This window comes from Leptolyngbya sp. NK1-12 (assembly GCF_032598965.1).
Taxonomy (GTDB): Bacteria; Cyanobacteriota; Cyanobacteriia; order Elainellales; family Elainellaceae; genus Elainella.
The window spans coordinates 5,912,092-5,929,755 of record NZ_CP053586.1 but is presented as its reverse complement, the minus strand read 5'-3'; the positions used below and the strand labels follow the sequence as shown (position 1 = coordinate 5,929,755).

Annotated in this window: 26 protein-coding genes and 1 pseudogene; 19 read left to right on the top strand and 8 right to left on the bottom strand. The window is 47.1% G+C overall.

All coding sequences use genetic code 11. The annotated features are described in order from the left end of the window. Positions 1-7: 7 nt before the first annotated feature. Positions 8-742 (bottom strand): annotated as a pseudogene (locus HJG54_RS25350) (IS1 family transposase). Positions 743-953: 211 nt separating this feature from the next. Between HJG54_RS25350 and HJG54_RS25345 the strand changes: the two are divergent. The 13 genes from HJG54_RS25345 to HJG54_RS25285 all read left to right on the top strand — a co-directional run bounded on the left by HJG54_RS25345 (position 954) and on the right by HJG54_RS25285 (position 7,928). Beyond that, on the top strand, positions 954-1,313 hold the full coding sequence (locus HJG54_RS25345) for an ArsR/SmtB family transcription factor (RefSeq protein ID WP_316432006.1): 360 nt from the start codon (positions 954-956) through the stop codon (positions 1,311-1,313). 69 nt (positions 1,314-1,382) lie between these two features. Further along, positions 1,383-1,835: a YybH family protein gene (locus tag HJG54_RS25340; RefSeq protein ID WP_316432005.1), complete on the top strand. Its 453-nt coding sequence runs from the start codon at positions 1,383-1,385 to the stop codon at positions 1,833-1,835. A gap of 175 nt (positions 1,836-2,010) precedes the next feature. Beyond that, the gene (locus HJG54_RS25335; RefSeq protein WP_316432004.1) at positions 2,011-2,376 is read left to right on the top strand and encodes a DUF1428 domain-containing protein; all 366 of its coding nucleotides are present in this window, start codon (positions 2,011-2,013) and stop codon (positions 2,374-2,376) included. 48 nt (positions 2,377-2,424) lie between these two features. Beyond that, entirely contained in the window at positions 2,425-2,913 is a 489-nt protein-coding gene (locus HJG54_RS25330) for a VOC family protein (protein ID WP_316432003.1), read from the top strand. A 60-nt stretch (positions 2,914-2,973) separates the two neighbouring features. Further along, positions 2,974-3,438, top strand: coding sequence for an SRPBCC family protein (locus HJG54_RS25325; RefSeq protein WP_316432002.1), 465 nt, complete (start codon positions 2,974-2,976; stop codon positions 3,436-3,438). 83 nt (positions 3,439-3,521) lie between these two features. Further along, positions 3,522-3,962, top strand: a complete 441-nt coding sequence (locus HJG54_RS25320) for a VOC family protein (RefSeq protein WP_316432001.1) — start codon at positions 3,522-3,524, stop codon at positions 3,960-3,962. Continuing rightward, positions 3,959-4,432: an SRPBCC domain-containing protein gene (locus tag HJG54_RS25315; protein WP_316432000.1), complete on the top strand. Its 474-nt coding sequence runs from the start codon at positions 3,959-3,961 to the stop codon at positions 4,430-4,432. The genes HJG54_RS25320 and HJG54_RS25315 overlap by 4 nt, the downstream gene beginning before the upstream one ends. A gap of 140 nt (positions 4,433-4,572) precedes the next feature. Beyond that, the gene (locus HJG54_RS25310; RefSeq protein ID WP_316431999.1) at positions 4,573-5,124 is read left to right on the top strand and encodes an antibiotic biosynthesis monooxygenase family protein; all 552 of its coding nucleotides are present in this window, start codon (positions 4,573-4,575) and stop codon (positions 5,122-5,124) included. Further along, a complete protein-coding gene (locus HJG54_RS25305; protein WP_316431998.1) occupies positions 5,124-5,447 on the top strand; it encodes a DUF1330 domain-containing protein in 324 nt (107 codons plus the stop codon). The genes HJG54_RS25310 and HJG54_RS25305 overlap by 1 nt, the downstream gene beginning before the upstream one ends. A 160-nt stretch (positions 5,448-5,607) precedes the next feature. Then, positions 5,608-6,258 (top strand): glutathione S-transferase family protein, encoded by a 651-nt coding sequence (locus tag HJG54_RS25300; protein ID WP_316431997.1) that lies wholly within the window; start codon positions 5,608-5,610, stop codon positions 6,256-6,258. Between the two features lie 48 nt (positions 6,259-6,306). Beyond that, positions 6,307-6,816, top strand: a complete 510-nt coding sequence (locus HJG54_RS25295; RefSeq protein WP_316431996.1) for a GNAT family N-acetyltransferase — start codon at positions 6,307-6,309, stop codon at positions 6,814-6,816. 131 nt (positions 6,817-6,947) lie between these two features. Next, the gene (locus HJG54_RS25290) at positions 6,948-7,346 is read left to right on the top strand and encodes a hypothetical protein (RefSeq protein WP_316431994.1); all 399 of its coding nucleotides are present in this window, start codon (positions 6,948-6,950) and stop codon (positions 7,344-7,346) included. A gap of 21 nt (positions 7,347-7,367) precedes the next feature. Beyond that, positions 7,368-7,928 carry a putative glycolipid-binding domain-containing protein gene (locus tag HJG54_RS25285; RefSeq protein ID WP_316431993.1) on the top strand — a complete coding sequence of 187 codons (561 nt, stop codon included), beginning with the start codon at positions 7,368-7,370 and terminating at the stop codon, positions 7,926-7,928. A gap of 89 nt (positions 7,929-8,017) precedes the next feature. Here the strand turns inward: HJG54_RS25285 and clpP are convergent, their stop codons facing one another. The 6 genes from clpP to HJG54_RS25255 form a co-directional block, all read right to left on the bottom strand. Next, the gene (gene clpP / locus HJG54_RS25280; RefSeq protein ID WP_316431992.1) at positions 8,018-8,629 is read right to left on the bottom strand and encodes an ATP-dependent Clp endopeptidase proteolytic subunit ClpP; all 612 of its coding nucleotides are present in this window, start codon (positions 8,627-8,629) and stop codon (positions 8,018-8,020) included. A 37-nt stretch (positions 8,630-8,666) separates the two neighbouring features. Next, positions 8,667-9,083 carry an SRPBCC domain-containing protein gene (locus HJG54_RS25275; RefSeq protein WP_316431990.1) on the bottom strand — a complete coding sequence of 139 codons (417 nt, stop codon included), beginning with the start codon at positions 9,081-9,083 and terminating at the stop codon, positions 8,667-8,669. Then, positions 9,076-9,405 carry an ArsR/SmtB family transcription factor gene (locus HJG54_RS25270; protein ID WP_316431989.1) on the bottom strand — a complete coding sequence of 110 codons (330 nt, stop codon included), beginning with the start codon at positions 9,403-9,405 and terminating at the stop codon, positions 9,076-9,078. Before HJG54_RS25270 ends, HJG54_RS25275 begins: the two co-directional genes overlap by 8 nt. Positions 9,406-9,719: 314 nt before the next feature. Then, positions 9,720-10,334, bottom strand: coding sequence for an FMN-dependent NADH-azoreductase (locus HJG54_RS25265; protein ID WP_316431988.1), 615 nt, complete (start codon positions 10,332-10,334; stop codon positions 9,720-9,722). 9 nt (positions 10,335-10,343) lie between these two features. Further along, positions 10,344-11,042, bottom strand: a complete 699-nt coding sequence (locus HJG54_RS25260) for a glutathione S-transferase family protein (protein WP_316431987.1) — start codon at positions 11,040-11,042, stop codon at positions 10,344-10,346. 61 nt (positions 11,043-11,103) lie between these two features. Beyond that, entirely contained in the window at positions 11,104-12,030 is a 927-nt protein-coding gene (locus tag HJG54_RS25255) for an EamA family transporter (protein WP_316431986.1), read from the bottom strand. Between the two features lie 121 nt (positions 12,031-12,151). On the opposite strand from HJG54_RS25255, the gene HJG54_RS25250 reads away from it, so the two are divergent. Continuing rightward, complete coding sequence (locus HJG54_RS25250) at positions 12,152-12,607, top strand: MarR family winged helix-turn-helix transcriptional regulator (RefSeq protein ID WP_316431985.1); 456 nt, start codon at positions 12,152-12,154, stop codon at positions 12,605-12,607. 675 nt (positions 12,608-13,282) lie between these two features. Here HJG54_RS25250 and HJG54_RS25245 read toward each other — a convergent pair. After that, a complete protein-coding gene (locus HJG54_RS25245) occupies positions 13,283-13,864 on the bottom strand; it encodes a TetR/AcrR family transcriptional regulator (RefSeq protein ID WP_316431984.1) in 582 nt (193 codons plus the stop codon). 429 nt (positions 13,865-14,293) lie between these two features. Here HJG54_RS25245 and HJG54_RS25240 point away from each other — a divergent pair, with 429 nt between their 5' ends. From HJG54_RS25240 to HJG54_RS25220, 5 genes are all read left to right on the top strand, one after another. Next, on the top strand, positions 14,294-14,998 hold the full coding sequence (locus HJG54_RS25240; protein ID WP_316431983.1) for a response regulator transcription factor: 705 nt from the start codon (positions 14,294-14,296) through the stop codon (positions 14,996-14,998). 125 nt (positions 14,999-15,123) lie between these two features. Then, a complete protein-coding gene (locus HJG54_RS25235) occupies positions 15,124-15,423 on the top strand; it encodes a 4-oxalocrotonate tautomerase family protein (protein WP_316431982.1) in 300 nt (99 codons plus the stop codon). Between the two features lie 17 nt (positions 15,424-15,440). Then, positions 15,441-16,217 (top strand): SDR family NAD(P)-dependent oxidoreductase, encoded by a 777-nt coding sequence (locus HJG54_RS25230; protein WP_316431981.1) that lies wholly within the window; start codon positions 15,441-15,443, stop codon positions 16,215-16,217. 2 nt (positions 16,218-16,219) lie between these two features. Beyond that, positions 16,220-17,311, top strand: coding sequence for an alkene reductase (locus tag HJG54_RS25225; RefSeq protein WP_316431980.1), 1,092 nt, complete (start codon positions 16,220-16,222; stop codon positions 17,309-17,311). A 12-nt stretch (positions 17,312-17,323) separates the two neighbouring features. Then, positions 17,324-17,623 carry a hypothetical protein gene (locus tag HJG54_RS25220; RefSeq protein WP_316431979.1) on the top strand — a complete coding sequence of 100 codons (300 nt, stop codon included), beginning with the start codon at positions 17,324-17,326 and terminating at the stop codon, positions 17,621-17,623. The last annotated feature ends 41 nt before the right edge of the window (positions 17,624-17,664 follow it).

Below are 17,664 nucleotides of genomic sequence, written 5' to 3'. Positions count from 1 at the left end.
GTTCTGACTAGCAACTCGATACCTCTGAGCGTATCAGTTGGTTGTAGTGATGGATGAAATACCAAATTGCTCCAAGGTGATTTTCTAGCTTCTTAGAGAACGATAATGTCTTCCTTACCAAGCGTGACACCCGTTGTCTGAGCGTGTTGTTGAACCGTTCAATGTAGCTGGTCAAGCCACTGTCTTTGCCCACAGCCCGATGACGTTTACTCGGCAACACCTTGGCATAAGCTTCCCAGTAATCGGTATACATGGTGGCACATTGTCGATAAACAGCAGGGAGCGATTGCCACAATCACAGGGCAGACTCAGCTGAACGGTCTCCAACATAGCAGCCGACGATCTCACGCGTTGCCACATCAAGGGCTAACCACACCCACTGCTTGTTGCCCTTGTCATCGACAAACGACCACAGTTCATCCATCTGCACCTCTAAGTGCCCCTTGGCTTTGGGTTGCACTCGCACCCGTTGCCGCACTTGTGCATAGCAGCGGTTGACATAGCGTTGCAGCCAGTCTTCAGACAGGTGCATCACACGAGCAATCCCCGCTAAAGGAATCTTTTCCAACAACAGGCACTCAACCATTGCTTTGCGCTCTGGGTCTATCGGTTTCCATTGCGGGTCTTCGACAAATTGACGACCACAGTCGCGGCATTTGTAATTTTGCTTGCCACGTCGAGTGGTGCCATTTTTCATAATGTCGTTTGAGCCGCAGTTGGGGCAGAGGAGATAAGGCTTCATGTTGCAAGAGTGAGACGCACAATGACCGACTCAACTATGATAGCTACCTCTAATTTTCTCTACCCTTTACGTAAGGGCACTACCGATGTTTGTAGGTAAAGACGAATCGGGCTTCACCACAAAAGTTCACCAAAGCAGTAGAGATTGCCCTTGACAGATCGGGATAGTACATTTAGCCTAGTGGTTAATTAACTGTGCAGTTAAATTCCCGATGTCCACTGACTCTCTGAGTGTCACCTTGTCCGCCCTCGCTGATCCCACCCGTCGAGCAATTTTGGCACAACTTGCTCAGGGAGAAGCTACCGTCACAGAACTCGCTGAACCGTTTGAGATGAGTCTACCCGCCATTTCCAAACATCTCAAAGTGCTAGAACGTGCTCAACTAATTACCCGCAGTCGAGATGCACAATGGCGACCCTGTCAGCTGAATCCGGAACCGCTGAAGGATTTAGCTGACTGGTTAGATCACTACCGCCAACTCTGGGAACAGAGTTTCGATCGTCTGGATGAGTATCTCCAAGAATTACAGGCACAGGAATTACACCAAAATAGCCAAGATAGCAAAGAGTAATGAGATCGCACGGGTCAATGTCATTGTTTTGCCGGGTACCTCAACGAAAGCTATCAAAGTGGAGGACGTATGTCGAATCGATTAGAAAAATCCCCATTACATAACAGCCCTTCAGATACGGAAGAAATCAACCAATTTATTGCGACACTTGAAGACGCGCTAAATAACCATGACGCTGATGCATACAACCATTACTTTACTAATGACATTTCTTGGGGCAGCCCAAACGGTGTCCTATTACAAGGGTTAGAGCCTCTGCATACTGTGCATAAGAATTTTCTGGAGGGATCTCTTCGTAACTCAACGTTTCGGTACACCATCCACAACGTCAAGCGCTTAACTCCAGACACCGCCTATGCACACGTACAACTCGTGCGAACGAATGCAAATGCTGAAGTGGAATCGGACGAACTATGCCTTTACGTACTCATTCGCAAGCAAGAAGCCTGGTGGGTTTGTGCTGGTCATAACACTCGTGTGCAGCTACCTCACAATGCTGGTCAAGCAGCCCCAAAAAACTAGCGCTCATAACAACGTTCAGTAATTAGTGAGTTGTAGATAATATCCGTGTTCGGTGATTTGAGTCCTGAATTGCACCAATGAACACTTGGAAAAATTTCAGTCTAATTAGCATTCAATCATTATCATCAGTCAATCCAAAAAACAGTCCAAGACTTGTAATCAGGAGAAAAATTCCATGCCTTACGTTGATGGTTTTGTTTTAGCGGTTCCTACAGTTAACAAAGAAGTTTACAAGCAATTTGCAGAGGACGCAGCGATTATATTTAAGGAACACGGGGCACTCAAGGTGGTCGAATGTTGGGGCGATGACGTTCCTGAAGGCGAAGTCACATCATTTCCCTTAGCTGTTCAATGCAAGGCAGACGAAACCGTTTGCTTTGCTTGGATTGTTTGGCCCTCACGCGAAGTCAGAGATAAGGGCATGAAGAAAGTCATGGCAGACCCACGCGGTATGCAGCCTGAAAAGAACCCGAATGCTGAAATGCCGTTCGATGGCAAGCGCATGATCTTTGGTGGCTTCGAGATGATTGTCGATGTATAGCTTTTGCAATCAGCGACTTAAAGACAGAAATTTAACCGGAGGAATCCAGTGTCAACAACTCAAAAAATTGTCCCTTGTTTGTGGTTCAACGGCAACGCCGAGGCAGCGGCTGAGTTCTATGTCTCGCTCCTGCCAGATTCGCGTATCGATCGCATTTTGAAGTCTCCTACTGACACACCCAGTGTCCCTGCTGGAATGGTCTTGACGGTCGAATTTACTTTAGCTGGGATGCAATACATGGGGCTAAACGGCGGTTCACAGTTTCCGTTCACTGAAGCCGTTTCATTTCAAATCTATTGTGATGACCAACCGGAAGTGGATCGCCTATGGGCTGCGATCGCAGAGGGTGGATCGGAAATCGCCTGCGGATGGGTCAAAGACCGTTGGGGAGTCCCCTGGCAAATCGTCCCCAGACGGCTGATCGAATTAATCAACGACCCCGACGTAGACCGCGCCCGACGTGCCCAAGAAGCAATGATGCAAATGGTCAAGATCGACATTGCCACGATCGAGCGTGCAGCGGACGGCATCAGTTAGCCGAACAACGAACTCGCACCTAACTAGACTTTGTAGAAACCCAACGAAATGGAGAAGCCGATGACTGTCTTCAAAACATCTCGTGAAATCCCAGCAACCGTAGAACAAGTCTTTGCCGCAATCAGTCAGCCAGAACGCTTGGCACGGTGGTGGGGACCAACTGGTTTCACCAATACTTTCAATATCTGCGAATTCAAGAATGGTGGGCACTGGTCTTTCACCATGCACGGACCCGATGGCAGAGACTATCCAAACGAAAATGTGTTTGCGGAAATAGAACCACCGAGGAAGGTCGTTGTCCAGCACGCCTCCGAGCCAAAGTATCGCTTGACTATTGAGTTGGCTTCAGCGGCGGCAGGAACCGTCGTATCTTGGTCACAAGCATTCGAGAGTTCGGAAGTTGCTAATCGCCTTGAACACATTGTCGTTCCCGGGAACGAGCAAAACCTTGAGCGCCTGTCAGTTGAGGTTTTGCATGCACCAGTGGGCGATCGCCTGGATAAATATCTACCAGGAATAAACTGATGAAGCAACGCTCTTCCGGCGAAATCCAGTTCATGGATTAGACTGCTCACCATTCACACCAAAAACACATTGTTAGAGGAATTATGTCTAGAAAAATCTTTGTTAATTTACCTGTCAAAAAACTGAAACAGTCCATCGACTTTTTCACAAAACTTGGCTTCAGTTTCAACCCTCAGTTTACCGATGAAACCACGACTTGCATGATTGTGAGTGATGACATCTTTGTGATGCTCTTGACTCACGACAAATTCAAATCCTTCACACCGAATGCGATTTGTGATGCGATGAAAAGCACTGAAGTATTGGTGTGTTTGTCCAGTGAAAGTCGAGCTGCGGTTGATGAAATGGTGAGTAACGCGATCGCCGCTGGCGGCAACACCTACAACGAACCACTAGATCACGGATTTATGTATGCTCACGGTTTTCAAGATTTAGACGGACACATCTGGGAAATTGTATACATGGAACCCGATGCCATCCAATCTGGTGCACAAACAGAACAATACGCGGACGCACCAGTATGAATGATGCCACGACCATCCACGATCGCCAACTCACGATCACCCGCATGTTCGATGCGCCTCGCAGCCTGGTATTCAAAGTTTGGACTCAACCTGAACACTTCTCCCGCTGGTTAGGTCCAAAGGATTTTACGGCGATCGCCTGTCATATGAATGTACAGGTTGGCGGGATGTATCGAGCCTGTATTCGCTCTCCCGAAGGCAATGACCATTGGATGCAGGGCATTTACCGCGAAATCAATGAACCAGAGCGTTTAATGTTCACCTTTGCCTGGGAAGACGAGAGCAGCCAACCCAAACACGAAACACTGGTGACTGTGACATTTGAAGAACAGGGCAACAAAACGTTGATGACCTTCCAGCAAGCTATCTTTGAATCGACTGAATCGCGAGATTCTCACAACACAGGTTGGTCAGAATGTTTCGATCGCCTCGAAGTTTATTTGACAAACCCAGAAATCGGAAAAGTCTGATGAAGAAAACTTACCAGGGCAGTTGTCATTGTAGTGCAGTTCGTTATTGGTAAATCGTTGATGCGCCAATTACATGCGTTGATGGTCGTCGTTCGACCTGACACCTGGAGAGCGACCGAACGCGGATGAGCAGATCGAGTATGACTGCTGCGGTTCAGGCGGGCGGTCAGCGTGAGGTCGCATTGTCGCACCGTGGTGGATCTCAAGCCATAGATAAAAAACATGTGTTTTCAGGAGATCATCTAATGACACAGGCAGAAACATCATCAATTACGCACCGAATCTATCGAGTTTATAAGTTCGTTGTTCCTAACCAAGCACGCGAAGAATTTCTTACTCAGGTGAAAAAAACACACCAGCTATTAAAAGCGCAACCCGGTTTCATTCAAGATTTCTTGCTTGAGCAGCCAGCAGATACCGAAGAGTTCAACGTCATCACAATAGTTGAATGGCGGGATGCGAAAGCTATTGAAGATGCGCGTGCAGCAGTAATGACTATGCATAAAAACACTGGATTTAATCCGCAAGAGATGTTTGCGCGGCTTGGAATTAAAGCCGATCTTGGTAACTACAAGCCATCAATGCCTAACAATCCTGTTGCACACCGACCATATCAAACGTGGTTAGCTAAGCCCGAAAGATTACTAGCGACGGGTGAACAGGGTCGTTGGAGCGCACTGTCTGGAGAGTAATGATGACCGCATATGCTGTAGCCGTGATACGCGAAACCAGATTTGATCCAGAGATAAAAGAGTACTTGCAGCGCATTGATGAGACCCTAGCCCCCTTCTCTGGCAAGTATCTTGTTCATGGCGGACCCTATACGCCGCTGGAAGGTACCTGGTCTGGAGATTTGGTTGTCATTGAGTTTCCATCAATGGAGCAAGCCAAAGGTTGGTATGAGTCAGATGCGTATGGAGCGATTCGCTCATTGCGTACTAGTCACACTGAAGGTGACGTGTTTCTAGTTCAAGGCGTACCAGAGGGCCATAAAGGTGTTGACATTCTCGGGTAACAGCGCACCGCGTAGAAACCTAATGAAATGGAGAAACCGATGACTGTCTTCAAAACATGCGCCAATTATGTATGTTGATGGTCGCTATGACAACTGGCGATCGCCACCTATCGAAATTCGACACCTTTAAGGCAAGCCTGCAATTACTCGGAGTTTTCCAATGATTCCCATCATCACTGCTTTTGAACAATCGCCCGATCGCGGTCAGGGGCTGGCGCGTGACATGCCCGTGCGCTGGGCGCTTGAAGAAGTGGGTCAACCTTATGACGTTCACCTTGTTTCTTTCAGTGCAATGAAGCAAAGCGCCCATCGATCCCTCCAACCTTTCGGACAGATTCCGACCTATGAAGAAGGCGATCTCGTCTTGTTCGAGTCGGGCGCGATCGTGTTCCATATCGCGGAGCGCTATGCGGGACTGCTGCCGAACGATGCAGACGCCCGGTCACGCGCGATCGCATGGATGTTTGCTGCGCTCTCCACGGTGGAGCCTGTGATCGTTCAACGCGAAGTCTCTCTGTATTTAGAGCGCGACAAGGACTGGCACGAGGAGCGACTGGCGATCGTTGAGGATCGCATCCGCAGCCGACTGAACGACCTTTCCGCTCGGCTCGGCGCTGGTGAGTGGCTCGATGGGGCGTTTAGCGCTAGTGATTTGCTGATGGTGCAGGTGCTACGCAGGCTAAGCGGATCAGGCATTCTGGACGACTATCCGAACCTTGTCGCTTATGTCGCTCGCGGCGAAGCCCGACCCGCCTTCAAACGTGCTTTCGACGCTCAGTTGGCGGTTTTCACTGGCAAACCGTCCATCTGAGCTACGGTTAAGTTAATGTTTGTAGCGACTGAAGAGCCAAGAATCTCCATGTCATTTCGCGTTTTTATTAGAAAACCAACCGAAGACGATTGTCAAGAATTGCTCTCCCTTCACCAAAGAAGCAAAGACTTTTATTTTCTCTGGGTTTCGCCGCCACTGACTGAGGAAGAGTGCAAAGCTTACATCAGTCGTTGCCAGAATGAAGACTTTGAAGGTTTGCTGATTTGCCATTCAACTCACGAGATTGTTGGAGTCGCAAATCTCAGTCAAATCTTCTACAGAGCGTTTCAAAATGCCTATCTTGGTTATCACGTTGATGTAAATTTTGCCGGTCAGGGCTTGATGTCGGAAGGGATTCGTTTAGTGATCAATCATGCTTTTGATACACTCGGTCTCCATCGAATTGAAGCCAATATCCAGCCTGAGAATATGGCTTCAATCAATTTAGTAAAACGATTGGGTTTTACGAAGGAGGGTTTTTCTCGACGATACCTCAAAATCAACGGAGAATGGCGTGACCATGAACGGTGGGCGTTGACTGTTGAAGATTGGACATAGTGTGTTCCGGTAGCCCAACTCTTCAGCACTGTTTTGGGACTTTGAACTATCTGGAAACAGTTTAGTAAAATCTCAATATGCTTTTCTCACATCTACCTTAATCAAAATATTAATCCGTTGAAGAATGTTTTATGAGCAGTAACGTTAATACATCTACAATCAGTTCTACCTTTGTTGTGCTTGAAGAAAACGGTGATCCAATTCCAATTACAGTGAGCGATCGCTTTTATCAAGATCTTGAACACAAATTCGGTGACTTCAAAGGAAAACGGCTGATTTCACACTATACCTTCGAGAAAGATTGGGATTGTTGGGAAATGCACCCTGCCGGAGACGAATTTGTTTGTCTACTGTCAGGTCAGGTTGATTTCATCCTGGAGCAAAATGGAATTGAAAGTTTGATATCCCTAAATGCCCCAGGTGATTACGTACTGGTGCACCGTGGTATTTGGCATACTGCTAAAGTTCACTCATCCAGTTCCGTCTTATTCATCACACCAGGTGAGGAAACTCAGTGCCGCCCTCTGTAACAATTAACTCTGGAGTGTTGAATGAATTCTCCTGACCATACGATTCTCTGGCGTAGATTAGATCTCCCAGGACACGATATTTGTTATCTTTGGGAGACTATCAACGGTTGGCAATTGTCGGGAACAGCCCTTTTTCTGTTTAATCAGATGCCATGCGGACTCTCCTACAAGGTCGAAACTGATGTTAATTGGAAAACTTTTGCCGCTCATGTCTCAGGATATGTGGGGAAATCAGCCGTTATGCTCACAATTGCTTTGACTCAAAATCAGTGTTGGAGTCTCAATGGTTTAGAAACACAGCAAGCAGCAGGCTGTACCGATCTAGATTTGGGCTTTACGCCTGCTACAAATTTGATTGCGATTCGGCGCTTGTCATTAAGAATTGGAGAGCGATCGCAAGCCCCTGCTGCTTGGTTAGATTTTCCAAACTTTACGCTGAAGAAACTTGAGCAACAATACCATCGACTATCAGACTATCAATACGAATATGCCGCGCCGGATGTCGGCTATGCCGATATTCTAGAGGTCGATCGCGATGGTGCAATCACCCGCTACCCAACCCTTTGGAAGGTAGAACGATGAAGACTAACCCCCAGGGCTAACCCTGGCTGTCAAGCTGCAAACAGGGGTTACGTTCCCTGGAACTATGCTGAATCAGGGGAGCACACAATTTATCTCGCTGCCACCAGTTCAGCAGGCATCTGGAGCATCGGGCGCTCGATTACCTTGTCAATCAAGCTATAGGCGACAGCCTCTTGAGCCGACAGATAGAAATCGCGCTCGGTATCTTGCTCAATCTGCTCCAGCGACTGTCCGGTATAGTCCGCCATCCGCTGATTGATCTGGTTCTTGAGATAGAGAATTTCCTTCGCTTGAATCTCGATATCTGCAGCTTGCCCCTGTGCACCTCCAGAAGGCTGGTGAATCATGATCCGCGAACTGGGTAAACTGCTGCGTTTGCCTTTTGCACCTGCCCCCAACAAAAATGCGCCCATACTCGCAGCAAAGCCATAGCAAATTGTGCAAACATCAGGGCGAATGTGGTTCATCGTGTCATAGATCCCTAGCCCATCGTTCACAGAACCACCGGGAGAATTGATGTAGAGGTAGATATCTTTATCGGGATCTTCGGCTTCGAGAAACAGCAGTTGCGCGACGATGCGGTTTGCCATTTCGGGCATGACGGGTTCTGCTAGAAAAATAATCCGTTCTCGCAGCAATCGAGAGTAGAGGTCAAAGGCGCGATCGCCTCGACCCGATTGTTCAATGACAGTCGGAGTCATGATGAGTTCCTTGAATGAGTTAGATCAGGACTGTTGTTTAAGCTGCAATTGCAAGTTCGAGTTCCAGTAAGCGTTTAAGAGTAGACAAGCACATCGTTCCTCTGCGGCTGACGCTGAGATAGCTTTGCGCCTCCAATCGATCGTGAATGACGGTGAGTTTGACTCTAGTTCCAGACGGCTCCAGCAAGAAGCGAACACGAGATGGTTGGGTGTGATCGAAAAACTGGAAGGTGTAGGAAAGTTCGTGCGGGGGTTGCGACCGCAACACTTCCCCCTTGCGTTCTAATTCGCCCTCTGAGTTAACTTGCTCAACAGGTGACCCCGCTTGCCAATCCGACTGAAGCTGCTCCTCGCCCAAATACTGCTGAGTGAAGGAGTCACTGGTGATTGCATCCCAGAGTTGTTCAATCGTGGTGGCAATGTAGGTGACATAGAGGAATGTCGGGTTACTCATGGTCGGTCTCCTGAGGGTTTCGTTCGAGGTTGCGCTTGAGTTGGCTCAAGGCATCGAGTTGTTGACGATCGTACTTGCTAAGCCAGCGATCGTAGATCTCTTGAATCGGCGCGGGATTGAGATAGTGCAGTTTTTCTCGTCCCTGCCACAGCGTGACGACAAGATTGGCAGCCTCTAACACCGCAAGATGTTTACTGACTGCCTGCCGCGACATGGCCAGGTGTTCGCAAAGTTCTCCTAGAGTTTGTCCATTGTGGGTGTACAACTGATCGAGCAACTGTCTTCGACTGGAATCGGAGAGGGCTTTGAACACGACATCCATATCCCTATTATGCAACTAAATGGTTGCATGTCAAGGCAAGACGCCAGTTGAGGTGAATCTGCAAGTTGAGCAAATTTGGGCTACGATCGCACAACTTGATTTGTCTGGCTGACCAAAGGGGTGGGATTTAGGCTAGGCAAAGGGTTAACGCGATCGCAAGTTTGCAGAAGGTCTGTACCCTGTGGAGTGATGGATGTCGAAATTGTTGAGTTTCCACACTTGGAAAAACGGATGCTGCGGCGTGGAGAATCCATTGAAATCTATGACTTCTCGGATGCCAAACCGTTTGGAGCATTGAATACTTAAACAGGAATTCACCAGGTGGCAGAAAGCCTTTGCAGCGCGGTTTGAGCAGTTGCTAGTTCCTGCTCACGCAGGTGTGTGTTGAGTCCATTGGCAGCTATCGCCTCAATATCTGTGATACCGATAAAGCCGAAAACCGTTTTTAGATAGGGTTCCTGAAAATTTACTGCATCATAGACAGAACCGGGACGAAAATCACTGCCTCGCGTCTGAACCAGCACCATTTTCTTGTTAGTTACTAATCCTTTGAATCCCGCTTCTGTCGCTGCAAACGTTCGTTTGGGGCGGACAATGTAATCAATATAGGATTTGAGTACAGCGGGAATGCCAAAGTTATACATGGGTGTAGATAAGACGTAACGATCGGCAGACAGGAATTCATCGATCAATTCATCAGAAAGCGCGATCGCGGCTGCCAACTCAGGTGTGTATTGATCAGCAGATGTAAACTTTGCGCTCACCCAGGTATCGTTAATGTAAGGAATTGGCTGACGCGCCAAGTCACGATGGGTAATGGTTGCATTCGGATGATTTGTTTTCCATTGCTCTAAAAATTCCCTTGCCAGTAAGCGAGAGTGAGAGCGATCGAGACGTGGACTGGTATCGATGTGCAGTACATGTGTCATAAAAACCCTTTAACTTCGGTTTGTAGAGAGTTGAACTGTTGTGGAATTGATTAGCCCAGATAGGTAAGAATTTCGCTGCTGGAGAAACGTCAGCAATTGTTGGGGATAGTCTGCACTGACAGCTTGTTGAATAGAAGGACGGGCTTGCAACGCTTGTCGCCAATTGCGGAGATAGGGTGTATCTGCAAATACTTTGAAGTCAGCAATGGTGTCAAATACATCAAAATAACGAAAAATCGGTCCGTATACCGCATCGACGAGTGTAAAGTCATCCCCTGCAAAATACGGACCTCCTTGCCAGTGGCGCTCGATCCAGACGAACTTATCAACTAAATCAAGGCGCTTTAGCTCAAAGGCTGCTTCAGTTGCGGCGTTATAAAATCCTGCGATCGCATTCAGAATACTGGAGCCAAATTCAATCCAGGCACGATGCTTTGCTTTAGTCAGTGGGTCAGCCGGATGGAGGGAACCTAGCGTAACTTCATCCAGGTATTCACAAATGACAGCAGATTCAAATAAGACTTCATCACCCACTTTCAAGAGAGGAACTTTGCCCAATGGAGAGATTTGCCTAAACCACTCCGGTTTATTCAACAGATCGATATAAGTGCGTCGGTGAGGAATGTCCTTCTCTAACAACGTAATTACAGCTCGTTGAACATAAGGGCACAAATGATGACTCACAAGTTCTAATTCAGAAGTAGACATAATTGAATTCCTGTGAATTGATGTTTTGATGACTTCAAGTTGCGATCGCGACTCGAAAAAATTAGTCTTTCTTGATTGGTGAAGAAGGCTGAGACTCTTTCAGTTGCAGAGCCGTCGCCGCTGTGATGATCAAAATGCCGCCTATGATTTGCAACCAGGTTAATGTTTGACCAAACCAGAACCATGCCAGAATAGCTGCTACAAAGGGTTCTAAGGTTGCGACGATCGCGGCTCGTTCGGCATGAACCCGCTGGATACTCCACAAAAACAGCAGGTAAGGCAGTAAATTTCCCACAATGCCAACAACTAGGACTTTTGGAAAGTGGGTGGGAGTTAGCAGCGTCAGCGGTAATCCCTGCGTGAATTGGTATACCAACCAGAACAGACTGGCAACGGCATAGGTTTTCAGCAGGATGTTAATAGGTGCTTCGGAACTAGCTAGTTGCTCACTCAAAATGATGTAAGCAGCAAAGCAAACTGCTGTTGTGAGACCAATGCCAACGCCAAACCAATTGACTTGCTCTAGCGGAATTTCTAACAGTCTAGAGACCAGCACAACCCCTAGAATCGACAAAATCAGGGCAATCAGAACCAAACGAGATGGGGCACGACGAGATACTAACGCTGTCCACAGCACGACTAGAATTGGCGCGGTGAACAGGAGGACGATCGCGATCGCCACAGGCAATTGTTGAATGGCAATATAATCTGCGGCGACCAGAAAGACCAGCACTAGACCCAGAACAAACTGCTTCCGGTGCATGGGTTTGTGTCCTCCTCCCCAAAAGCTGTGGAGAATTGCCAAACCAAAGGTCGCTATCATGGCGCTGATGCCAGCCAACTCCAACGGGTGAACACCGCTGGTAAACAGGTCAAAGGCAATGTTAGCCGCAACTGCCCAGCACACAACCGTCACAAGGATGGCAAAGAGACCCAACCAACGAGGAGAAAGGCTCTTTGATGGAGTTGTAGGAGGAATGTTTAGCATTGAGGAGTAGGGAGTAGGTTTCTAGTTACAATCAAGATAATTACAAATGTAACTAATAGAGGTATAGCATCAACCTATTACAAATGCAATAATTACAGTAGAAATTATTGATTTAGATGGTATGACTCAGCTTGACGCGGCTCAAAACTCTCTGTGGAAACTGTTTCTGACGGCTCATACCCGCTTGGTTGACCGGATAGAGCAAGACTTTAAGCAGGCTGAACTGCCCCCGTTTGAGTGGTATGACGTGCTGATCGCCCTCAAGCAGGCTCCTGAACAACAATTGCGGCTGAGTGAGTTGGCGGAGGTTTTACTGGTGAACCGCACCAATGTAACCCGCCTCGCCGATCGCCTCGAAGCAGCAGGGTTGATTCAACGAAAAATCTGCAAGGACGATCGTCGAGGCGCGTATGCCGTGTTAACAAAAGCTGGACTAGAAATGCAGCAGAGAATGTGGGCAGTGTATGCTCAGAGCATTGCTCAGTACTTTGGTCGGTATTTAACTCAGAAAGACACGATCGCTTTTACAAAAGCCTTGTCTACCATGCTGGCAGCATTAGATGAAAAATCAGTGTAGCACTATTGTCTAGATTTATCACTGCATCAACGAAAGTTAGAGGTGAGATCGCTCTTTCGTTGATACGGAGTTCAAAACGTTTTGCAGAAGGCTGCCTGAGGGTCGATTTCTATTCTGCCATTGCTCTAGCAAAGCTAATGTACTGGCATCACCGCAGGAAGAACGTATTTGAACAGTGTCATAGAAGCGATCAGCCTGATAATCTGAGCCATCTTTGTGACATGAATGTGACATAAATAGGATCGCAACAAGACAGATCTTGAAAAGCACTCTAGTAGCTAAAGAATCAGCATTTCATAGATTGTCTTCCATGACTTCTCGTATTGTAAGAACTTATTTGAAAACACACCTCTAAAAAATGTCTTAATACTTTTGTTGATGAAACGGATAGCCTCACCGCAAATTAATCTAACTTTCGTTGATGACGGTCTGCCCTATAACTTTTGTCTTAGCCCAAACTGATGATTTACATCGAGAATGAAATGGTGTACGAAGAAGGTAAGTGATAGTCATACACTGGAAACAGCAACTCAAAGAAAAAGAGTTTTTCTAAAAACACTTAACTTAGAGTGCGCTCAAAACTCTATGGTGAAGTGATGGTTCTGAATTCTATGCGGCACCAAGAAGAATTTTTTATGGCACTCAATCAACAAACAGCAGTTTATGCTACTCAAATCATTTAATACCGTTTGCATACACTGCAATCATCTGTGTTGCGGCTTTCTCCAACGAGATGCCATTGTTAGGCTTGCGAAACAACCGCAGTTCTCCAAAGGCTCCATCACCTAGAAGCAGTAAGGCGGCACTCAATTCCTCTGCTGGCTGAATCCCTGCTAATGTAACCAATTCTGTGATGCGATCGCGCAGTTGTTGCTTATGGGCGATCGCCACTTGATGCCCTGGATGGTCAATCTCTGGAAACTCGGAAGCCACCATCAAAAACGGACACCCGTAACTCTCAGAAGCCGCTAACAACTCATCAAACCAGCGGAAAAGTGCCAGCAACTGTTGTTTTGGATTGTCAGGATATTGATTCACTACCTCATCAAACAACTGCCAAAATTGCTGATTTCGCCCTTCTAAGTAAGCAGCCACTAGATCATCCTTAGACGGGAAATAGCGGTAAAACGTTGTCTTTGCCACTTCTGATTTAGCAATGATGGTATCTACTCCGATCGCCCGCACTCCTTCTCGACAAAACAGTTCATCTGCCACGCGAAGAATTCGCTCTCGTGCATCCGTCCGAGGTTTGGGCATTTCCATCTCCTAAAGAGTAATAACATCTTCTATCTTACCCTTGACAGATACAGACCTGTCTGTTTATATGGAACTATTAAACGATACAGACCTGTCTGTTTTATAAGAATTGATTGTAGATTTTGTCCTGCTCTAGCTGGAGTTATCTGCAATAGAAGTCTCTGAACTTTTGGCTGTAGTTGCCGGGAAAGCCAGCCTTGAGGTAAATCGATCTGAGCCATCTAAACCATACAATTAATTTTCGATGTAATTATTGCATTTGTAACTAAATAATGCTAAGCCTTATAATAATAACAAACGTAATTATCTTAAAAGTAACTAAAAGCCTTGCGTAAATTCAGTTTTCTCCTTAGCAGTGTTGGTTGTGTATCAGTAGATGAATGATGAACAGTGAATTAGGGACTGTTTTCAGGTCGATGGGAGAATGCAATGAGCGAAGAATATTCGGTGCCGACTGCAAACGTTACTTATCCAATTCGGTTACTGCTGGTAGACGATCAGGCGCTAATCAGTCATGGGCTAAAAGCAATGCTGGAATTGGAGCCAGATTTGCAGGTCGTAGGCATTGCTGAAAATGGAAAAGTTGCCATTCAACAAGTCAGCGCGTTACAACCCGATCTGGTGCTAATGGATGTACGAATGCCTGTGATGGATGGGCGAGCGGCAACTCGCACGATTCGTCAGCAATTTCCAGGCGTAACCGTTCTTATCCTGAGTACCTTCGATGATGATCAGTACATTTCGGATTCAATTCAAGCAGGAGCAAAGGGCTATTTGCTCAAAGATATGCCCGTAGACGAATTAGTGCAGGCAATCCGGCTGGCGCATCGGGGTTACACCCAAATGGCTCCAGGACTAATGGAAAAGCTGATGTCTAATTCATCAGCCAATCCCTCAGAAGCGCAGACCGCAGTATCAAAAACAGCCCTTCCCGATTTAGACTTCCTAACGCCACGCGAACGAGACGTGCTGTGCCTAATTGGAGACGGTTCCACAAACCGAGAAATTGCTGAACAGCTCTACATTTCCGAGAGTACGGTGAAAACTCATGTCACTCACCTGTTCGATCGCCTCAACCTGCGAAATCGCTCTCAACTGGCTATCTATGCCAACTCAATCTACCGAGTTGGTTAAGCTCTCGAATTGGCTCAGTTACAGCATTTTTGTATGTCCACTTGAGGCATCATGCACTTTCTTCTCCCAAACGATTGCTTCAATCCTAAACAGGTTGATGCAGCCTATCTGAAGCAGTTTAACTGTTGCCGAAATGCTGGATTTGCGACTTCTGTTATTTCGTTGGAGTTACTAGAGTTATGCCCTACATCAACATCAAAATTACACGAGAAGAGGCAACATCTGAGCAAAAGACTGAACTGATTAAAGGAGTCACAGATTTACTTATTCGTGTTCTGAATAAAGCTCCAGCAGAAACATTTGTAGTAATCGATGAGGTCGCAACTGAAGATTGGGGAATTGGTGGCGTATCGGTTCAAGAATTGCAACGACAGACTCAGACTAATCAAGCTGAGAAACTGTTGAAAAATGAAACTTTGAATTAAATCTAGAGGTCATTAGTATGGCTCCTCAAACTGTGATAGTCACAGGTGCTGCGACGGGTTTGGGCTATGCGATCGCTGAAGCATTTCTCAACACTGGAGCGAACGTAACGCTGAATGGCAGAACACGCTCAAAGCTTGAAGATGCAGCCCAAAAACTCAATCAACTCGATCGTAGCCAGATTGTTGCAGGTGACATCACTGATCCTGCATTTGCGCCCAAGCTTGTTGCTGAAACGGTTGCTAAGTTTGGTCAAGTTGATATCCTGATCAATAATGCAGGGATCTTTGCTGTTAAAAACTTTACTGACTACGCGATCGCTGAACTAGATCAGTTTCTGGGATACGCCCGTGGCACTTATGCCTTGACTCAGGAGACGGTCAAGCAGATGAGAGCGCAGGGAGAGGGTGGCGCGATTATCAATATCAGTACAATTTTTGCATTCAATGGGGTTAAGGCTTTTCCTTCGTCGGCACCAATTATGGCGAAGGCGGCAATTACGGCAATGGTCAAAAACCTATCGGTAGAACTCGCGGCAGACAAGATTCGGATTAATGCGGTAGCCCCTGGTATTGTGCTGACACCGCTTTTAGGCGAAGTGGATACCAAGACATTAGATTATCTGAATCAACAGCAACCCCTAGGAAGAGTTGGCACACCGAAAGATATTGCGGATGCAGTTCTCTATTTAGCAAATGCAAGTTGGGTAACGGGTGTGATTCTTCCAGTGGATGGTGGTGTGGATGCAGGTGGGGATGGAACGAGCAATCTCAAACTTGATACTCATCGGAGGTAACGATGTCCCTTGAACAACTTTTCTCACCCCTTCAAGTGGGTGCAATTCATCTTCCAAATCGCATTGTGATGGCTCCATTGACCCGTGGACGGGCTGGTGCAGAGCGAATTCCAAATGATCTGATGCTGGAGTATTATGCACTACGGGCTGGGGCTGGACTGATTATTACCGAAGCTACACAAATTTCAGAACAGGCTGCGGGTTGGGATCAGTCTCCTGGTATCCACACGGATGCTCAGGTTCAAGGTTGGCAGAAAATTACAGAAGCGGTTCATCGTCAGGGGGGACGGATTGTATTGCAACTCTGGCATACGGGGCGGGCCTCCCATCCTGATTTTCAACCGGGAGGTGAATTACCTGTATCCGCTTCTGCGATCGCGATTAATGGTTACAGCCACACGCCAAAAGGTAAAAAGCCTTACCTCGCCCCTCGTCCGTTACAGCTTGATGAAATTCCAGGGGTCGTGCAGCAATATGCCACCGCAACCCGACGAGCGCAGGACGCTGGCTTTGATGGTGTCGAAATTCATGCTGCCAACGGGTATCTCATTGATCAATTTCTTAAAGATGGAGTCAATCAGCGTACCGATGCCTATGGCGGTAGTATTGCCAATCGCGCCCGATTTTTGTTGGAAGTGACAGAAGCCGTTGTCAATGCCTGGAGCAGCGATCGCGTTGGAATTAAGCTTTCGCCCAGCAATCATGGGTACAACGATATGCGAGACAGCGATCCAAAGGCGACGTTTACCTATGTGGCTGAGGCATTGAATGCATTTAATCTGGCTTTTCTCGATGTTTTTGAACCGTTGCCAGGACATGAACTTGCGGCTGAGGACGATCGCTATACACCTGTCATCCGAGAGGCTTACAACGGTGTGCTGGTAGTTGGTGGTGGTTATGATGCCGAACTTGGGGAGGCAGCGATTTCCAACGGTGAAGCGGATTTAATTGCTTACGGTGTTCCCTTCATCGCCAATCCTGATTTGGTGGAACGATTCCGTTTGGGAGCAGCGCTCAACTCACCTGACCCCACTACCTTCCATGCTCGTGGTGAGAAAGGCTATCTGGATTATCCACTACTCGCAAAAGTTTAAAGGGAGACTGTCATGAACACTTGTCATTCCTGCAAGTCAGAGAAAAAAGACCAAGACATTTATCCATCCGCTACCTCCAAAAGTTTGAGGGAAATGTTTGGAGCGATCGCCCTTGGATTAAAATCCGTTCTACTTTTTGTTTGGGATGCTGTATCCACACCCGCTTCTAACGAACCACAAATTTGGCAGAAACGCGATCGTTTTGGTCAAGTTTATTGGCAAGCCTATGATCCAATTCGCGATCGCTTTGCCAGATTTAGCTCTGAGCAAGAAGTGCGGCAGTGGTTGGAGCAGAATTTTTACATCCGCTAAAGCTCCATCCCAACGTCGAGCATTCCCAAATTCATATCAGG

Excerpts from the sequence above, each read along its gene's own strand:
- HJG54_RS25340 (WP_316432005.1), top strand. The coding sequence starts at position 1,383 with ATGTCGAATCGATTAGAAAAATCCCCATTACATAACAGCCCTTCAGAT.
- HJG54_RS25240 (WP_316431983.1), top strand. The coding sequence starts at position 14,294 with ATGAGCGAAGAATATTCGGTGCCGACTGCAAACGTTACTTATCCAATT.
- HJG54_RS25260 (WP_316431987.1), bottom strand. The coding sequence starts at position 11,042 with ATGTCTACTTCTGAATTAGAACTTGTGAGTCATCATTTGTGCCCTTAT.
- HJG54_RS25255 (WP_316431986.1), bottom strand. The coding sequence starts at position 12,030 with ATGCTAAACATTCCTCCTACAACTCCATCAAAGAGCCTTTCTCCTCGT.
- HJG54_RS25220 (WP_316431979.1), top strand. The coding sequence starts at position 17,324 with ATGAACACTTGTCATTCCTGCAAGTCAGAGAAAAAAGACCAAGACATT.
- clpP (WP_316431992.1), bottom strand. The coding sequence starts at position 8,629 with ATGACTCCGACTGTCATTGAACAATCGGGTCGAGGCGATCGCGCCTTT.
- HJG54_RS25275 (WP_316431990.1), bottom strand. The coding sequence starts at position 9,083 with ATGAGTAACCCGACATTCCTCTATGTCACCTACATTGCCACCACGATT.
- HJG54_RS25290 (WP_316431994.1), top strand. The coding sequence starts at position 6,948 with ATGAGCAGTAACGTTAATACATCTACAATCAGTTCTACCTTTGTTGTG.
- HJG54_RS25310 (WP_316431999.1), top strand. The coding sequence starts at position 4,573 with ATGACTGCTGCGGTTCAGGCGGGCGGTCAGCGTGAGGTCGCATTGTCG.
- HJG54_RS25250 (WP_316431985.1), top strand. The coding sequence starts at position 12,152 with ATGACTCAGCTTGACGCGGCTCAAAACTCTCTGTGGAAACTGTTTCTG.
- HJG54_RS25325 (WP_316432002.1), top strand. The coding sequence starts at position 2,974 with ATGACTGTCTTCAAAACATCTCGTGAAATCCCAGCAACCGTAGAACAA.
- HJG54_RS25320 (WP_316432001.1), top strand. The coding sequence starts at position 3,522 with ATGTCTAGAAAAATCTTTGTTAATTTACCTGTCAAAAAACTGAAACAG.
- HJG54_RS25230 (WP_316431981.1), top strand. The coding sequence starts at position 15,441 with ATGGCTCCTCAAACTGTGATAGTCACAGGTGCTGCGACGGGTTTGGGC.
- HJG54_RS25265 (WP_316431988.1), bottom strand. The coding sequence starts at position 10,334 with ATGACACATGTACTGCACATCGATACCAGTCCACGTCTCGATCGCTCT.
- HJG54_RS25285 (WP_316431993.1), top strand. The coding sequence starts at position 7,368 with ATGAATTCTCCTGACCATACGATTCTCTGGCGTAGATTAGATCTCCCA.
- HJG54_RS25270 (WP_316431989.1), bottom strand. The coding sequence starts at position 9,405 with ATGGATGTCGTGTTCAAAGCCCTCTCCGATTCCAGTCGAAGACAGTTG.
- HJG54_RS25345 (WP_316432006.1), top strand. The coding sequence starts at position 954 with ATGTCCACTGACTCTCTGAGTGTCACCTTGTCCGCCCTCGCTGATCCC.
- HJG54_RS25315 (WP_316432000.1), top strand. The coding sequence starts at position 3,959 with ATGAATGATGCCACGACCATCCACGATCGCCAACTCACGATCACCCGC.
- HJG54_RS25225 (WP_316431980.1), top strand. The coding sequence starts at position 16,220 with ATGTCCCTTGAACAACTTTTCTCACCCCTTCAAGTGGGTGCAATTCAT.
- HJG54_RS25300 (WP_316431997.1), top strand. The coding sequence starts at position 5,608 with ATGATTCCCATCATCACTGCTTTTGAACAATCGCCCGATCGCGGTCAG.
- HJG54_RS25335 (WP_316432004.1), top strand. The coding sequence starts at position 2,011 with ATGCCTTACGTTGATGGTTTTGTTTTAGCGGTTCCTACAGTTAACAAA.
- HJG54_RS25305 (WP_316431998.1), top strand. The coding sequence starts at position 5,124 with ATGATGACCGCATATGCTGTAGCCGTGATACGCGAAACCAGATTTGAT.
- HJG54_RS25295 (WP_316431996.1), top strand. The coding sequence starts at position 6,307 with ATGTCATTTCGCGTTTTTATTAGAAAACCAACCGAAGACGATTGTCAA.
- HJG54_RS25245 (WP_316431984.1), bottom strand. The coding sequence starts at position 13,864 with ATGCCCAAACCTCGGACGGATGCACGAGAGCGAATTCTTCGCGTGGCA.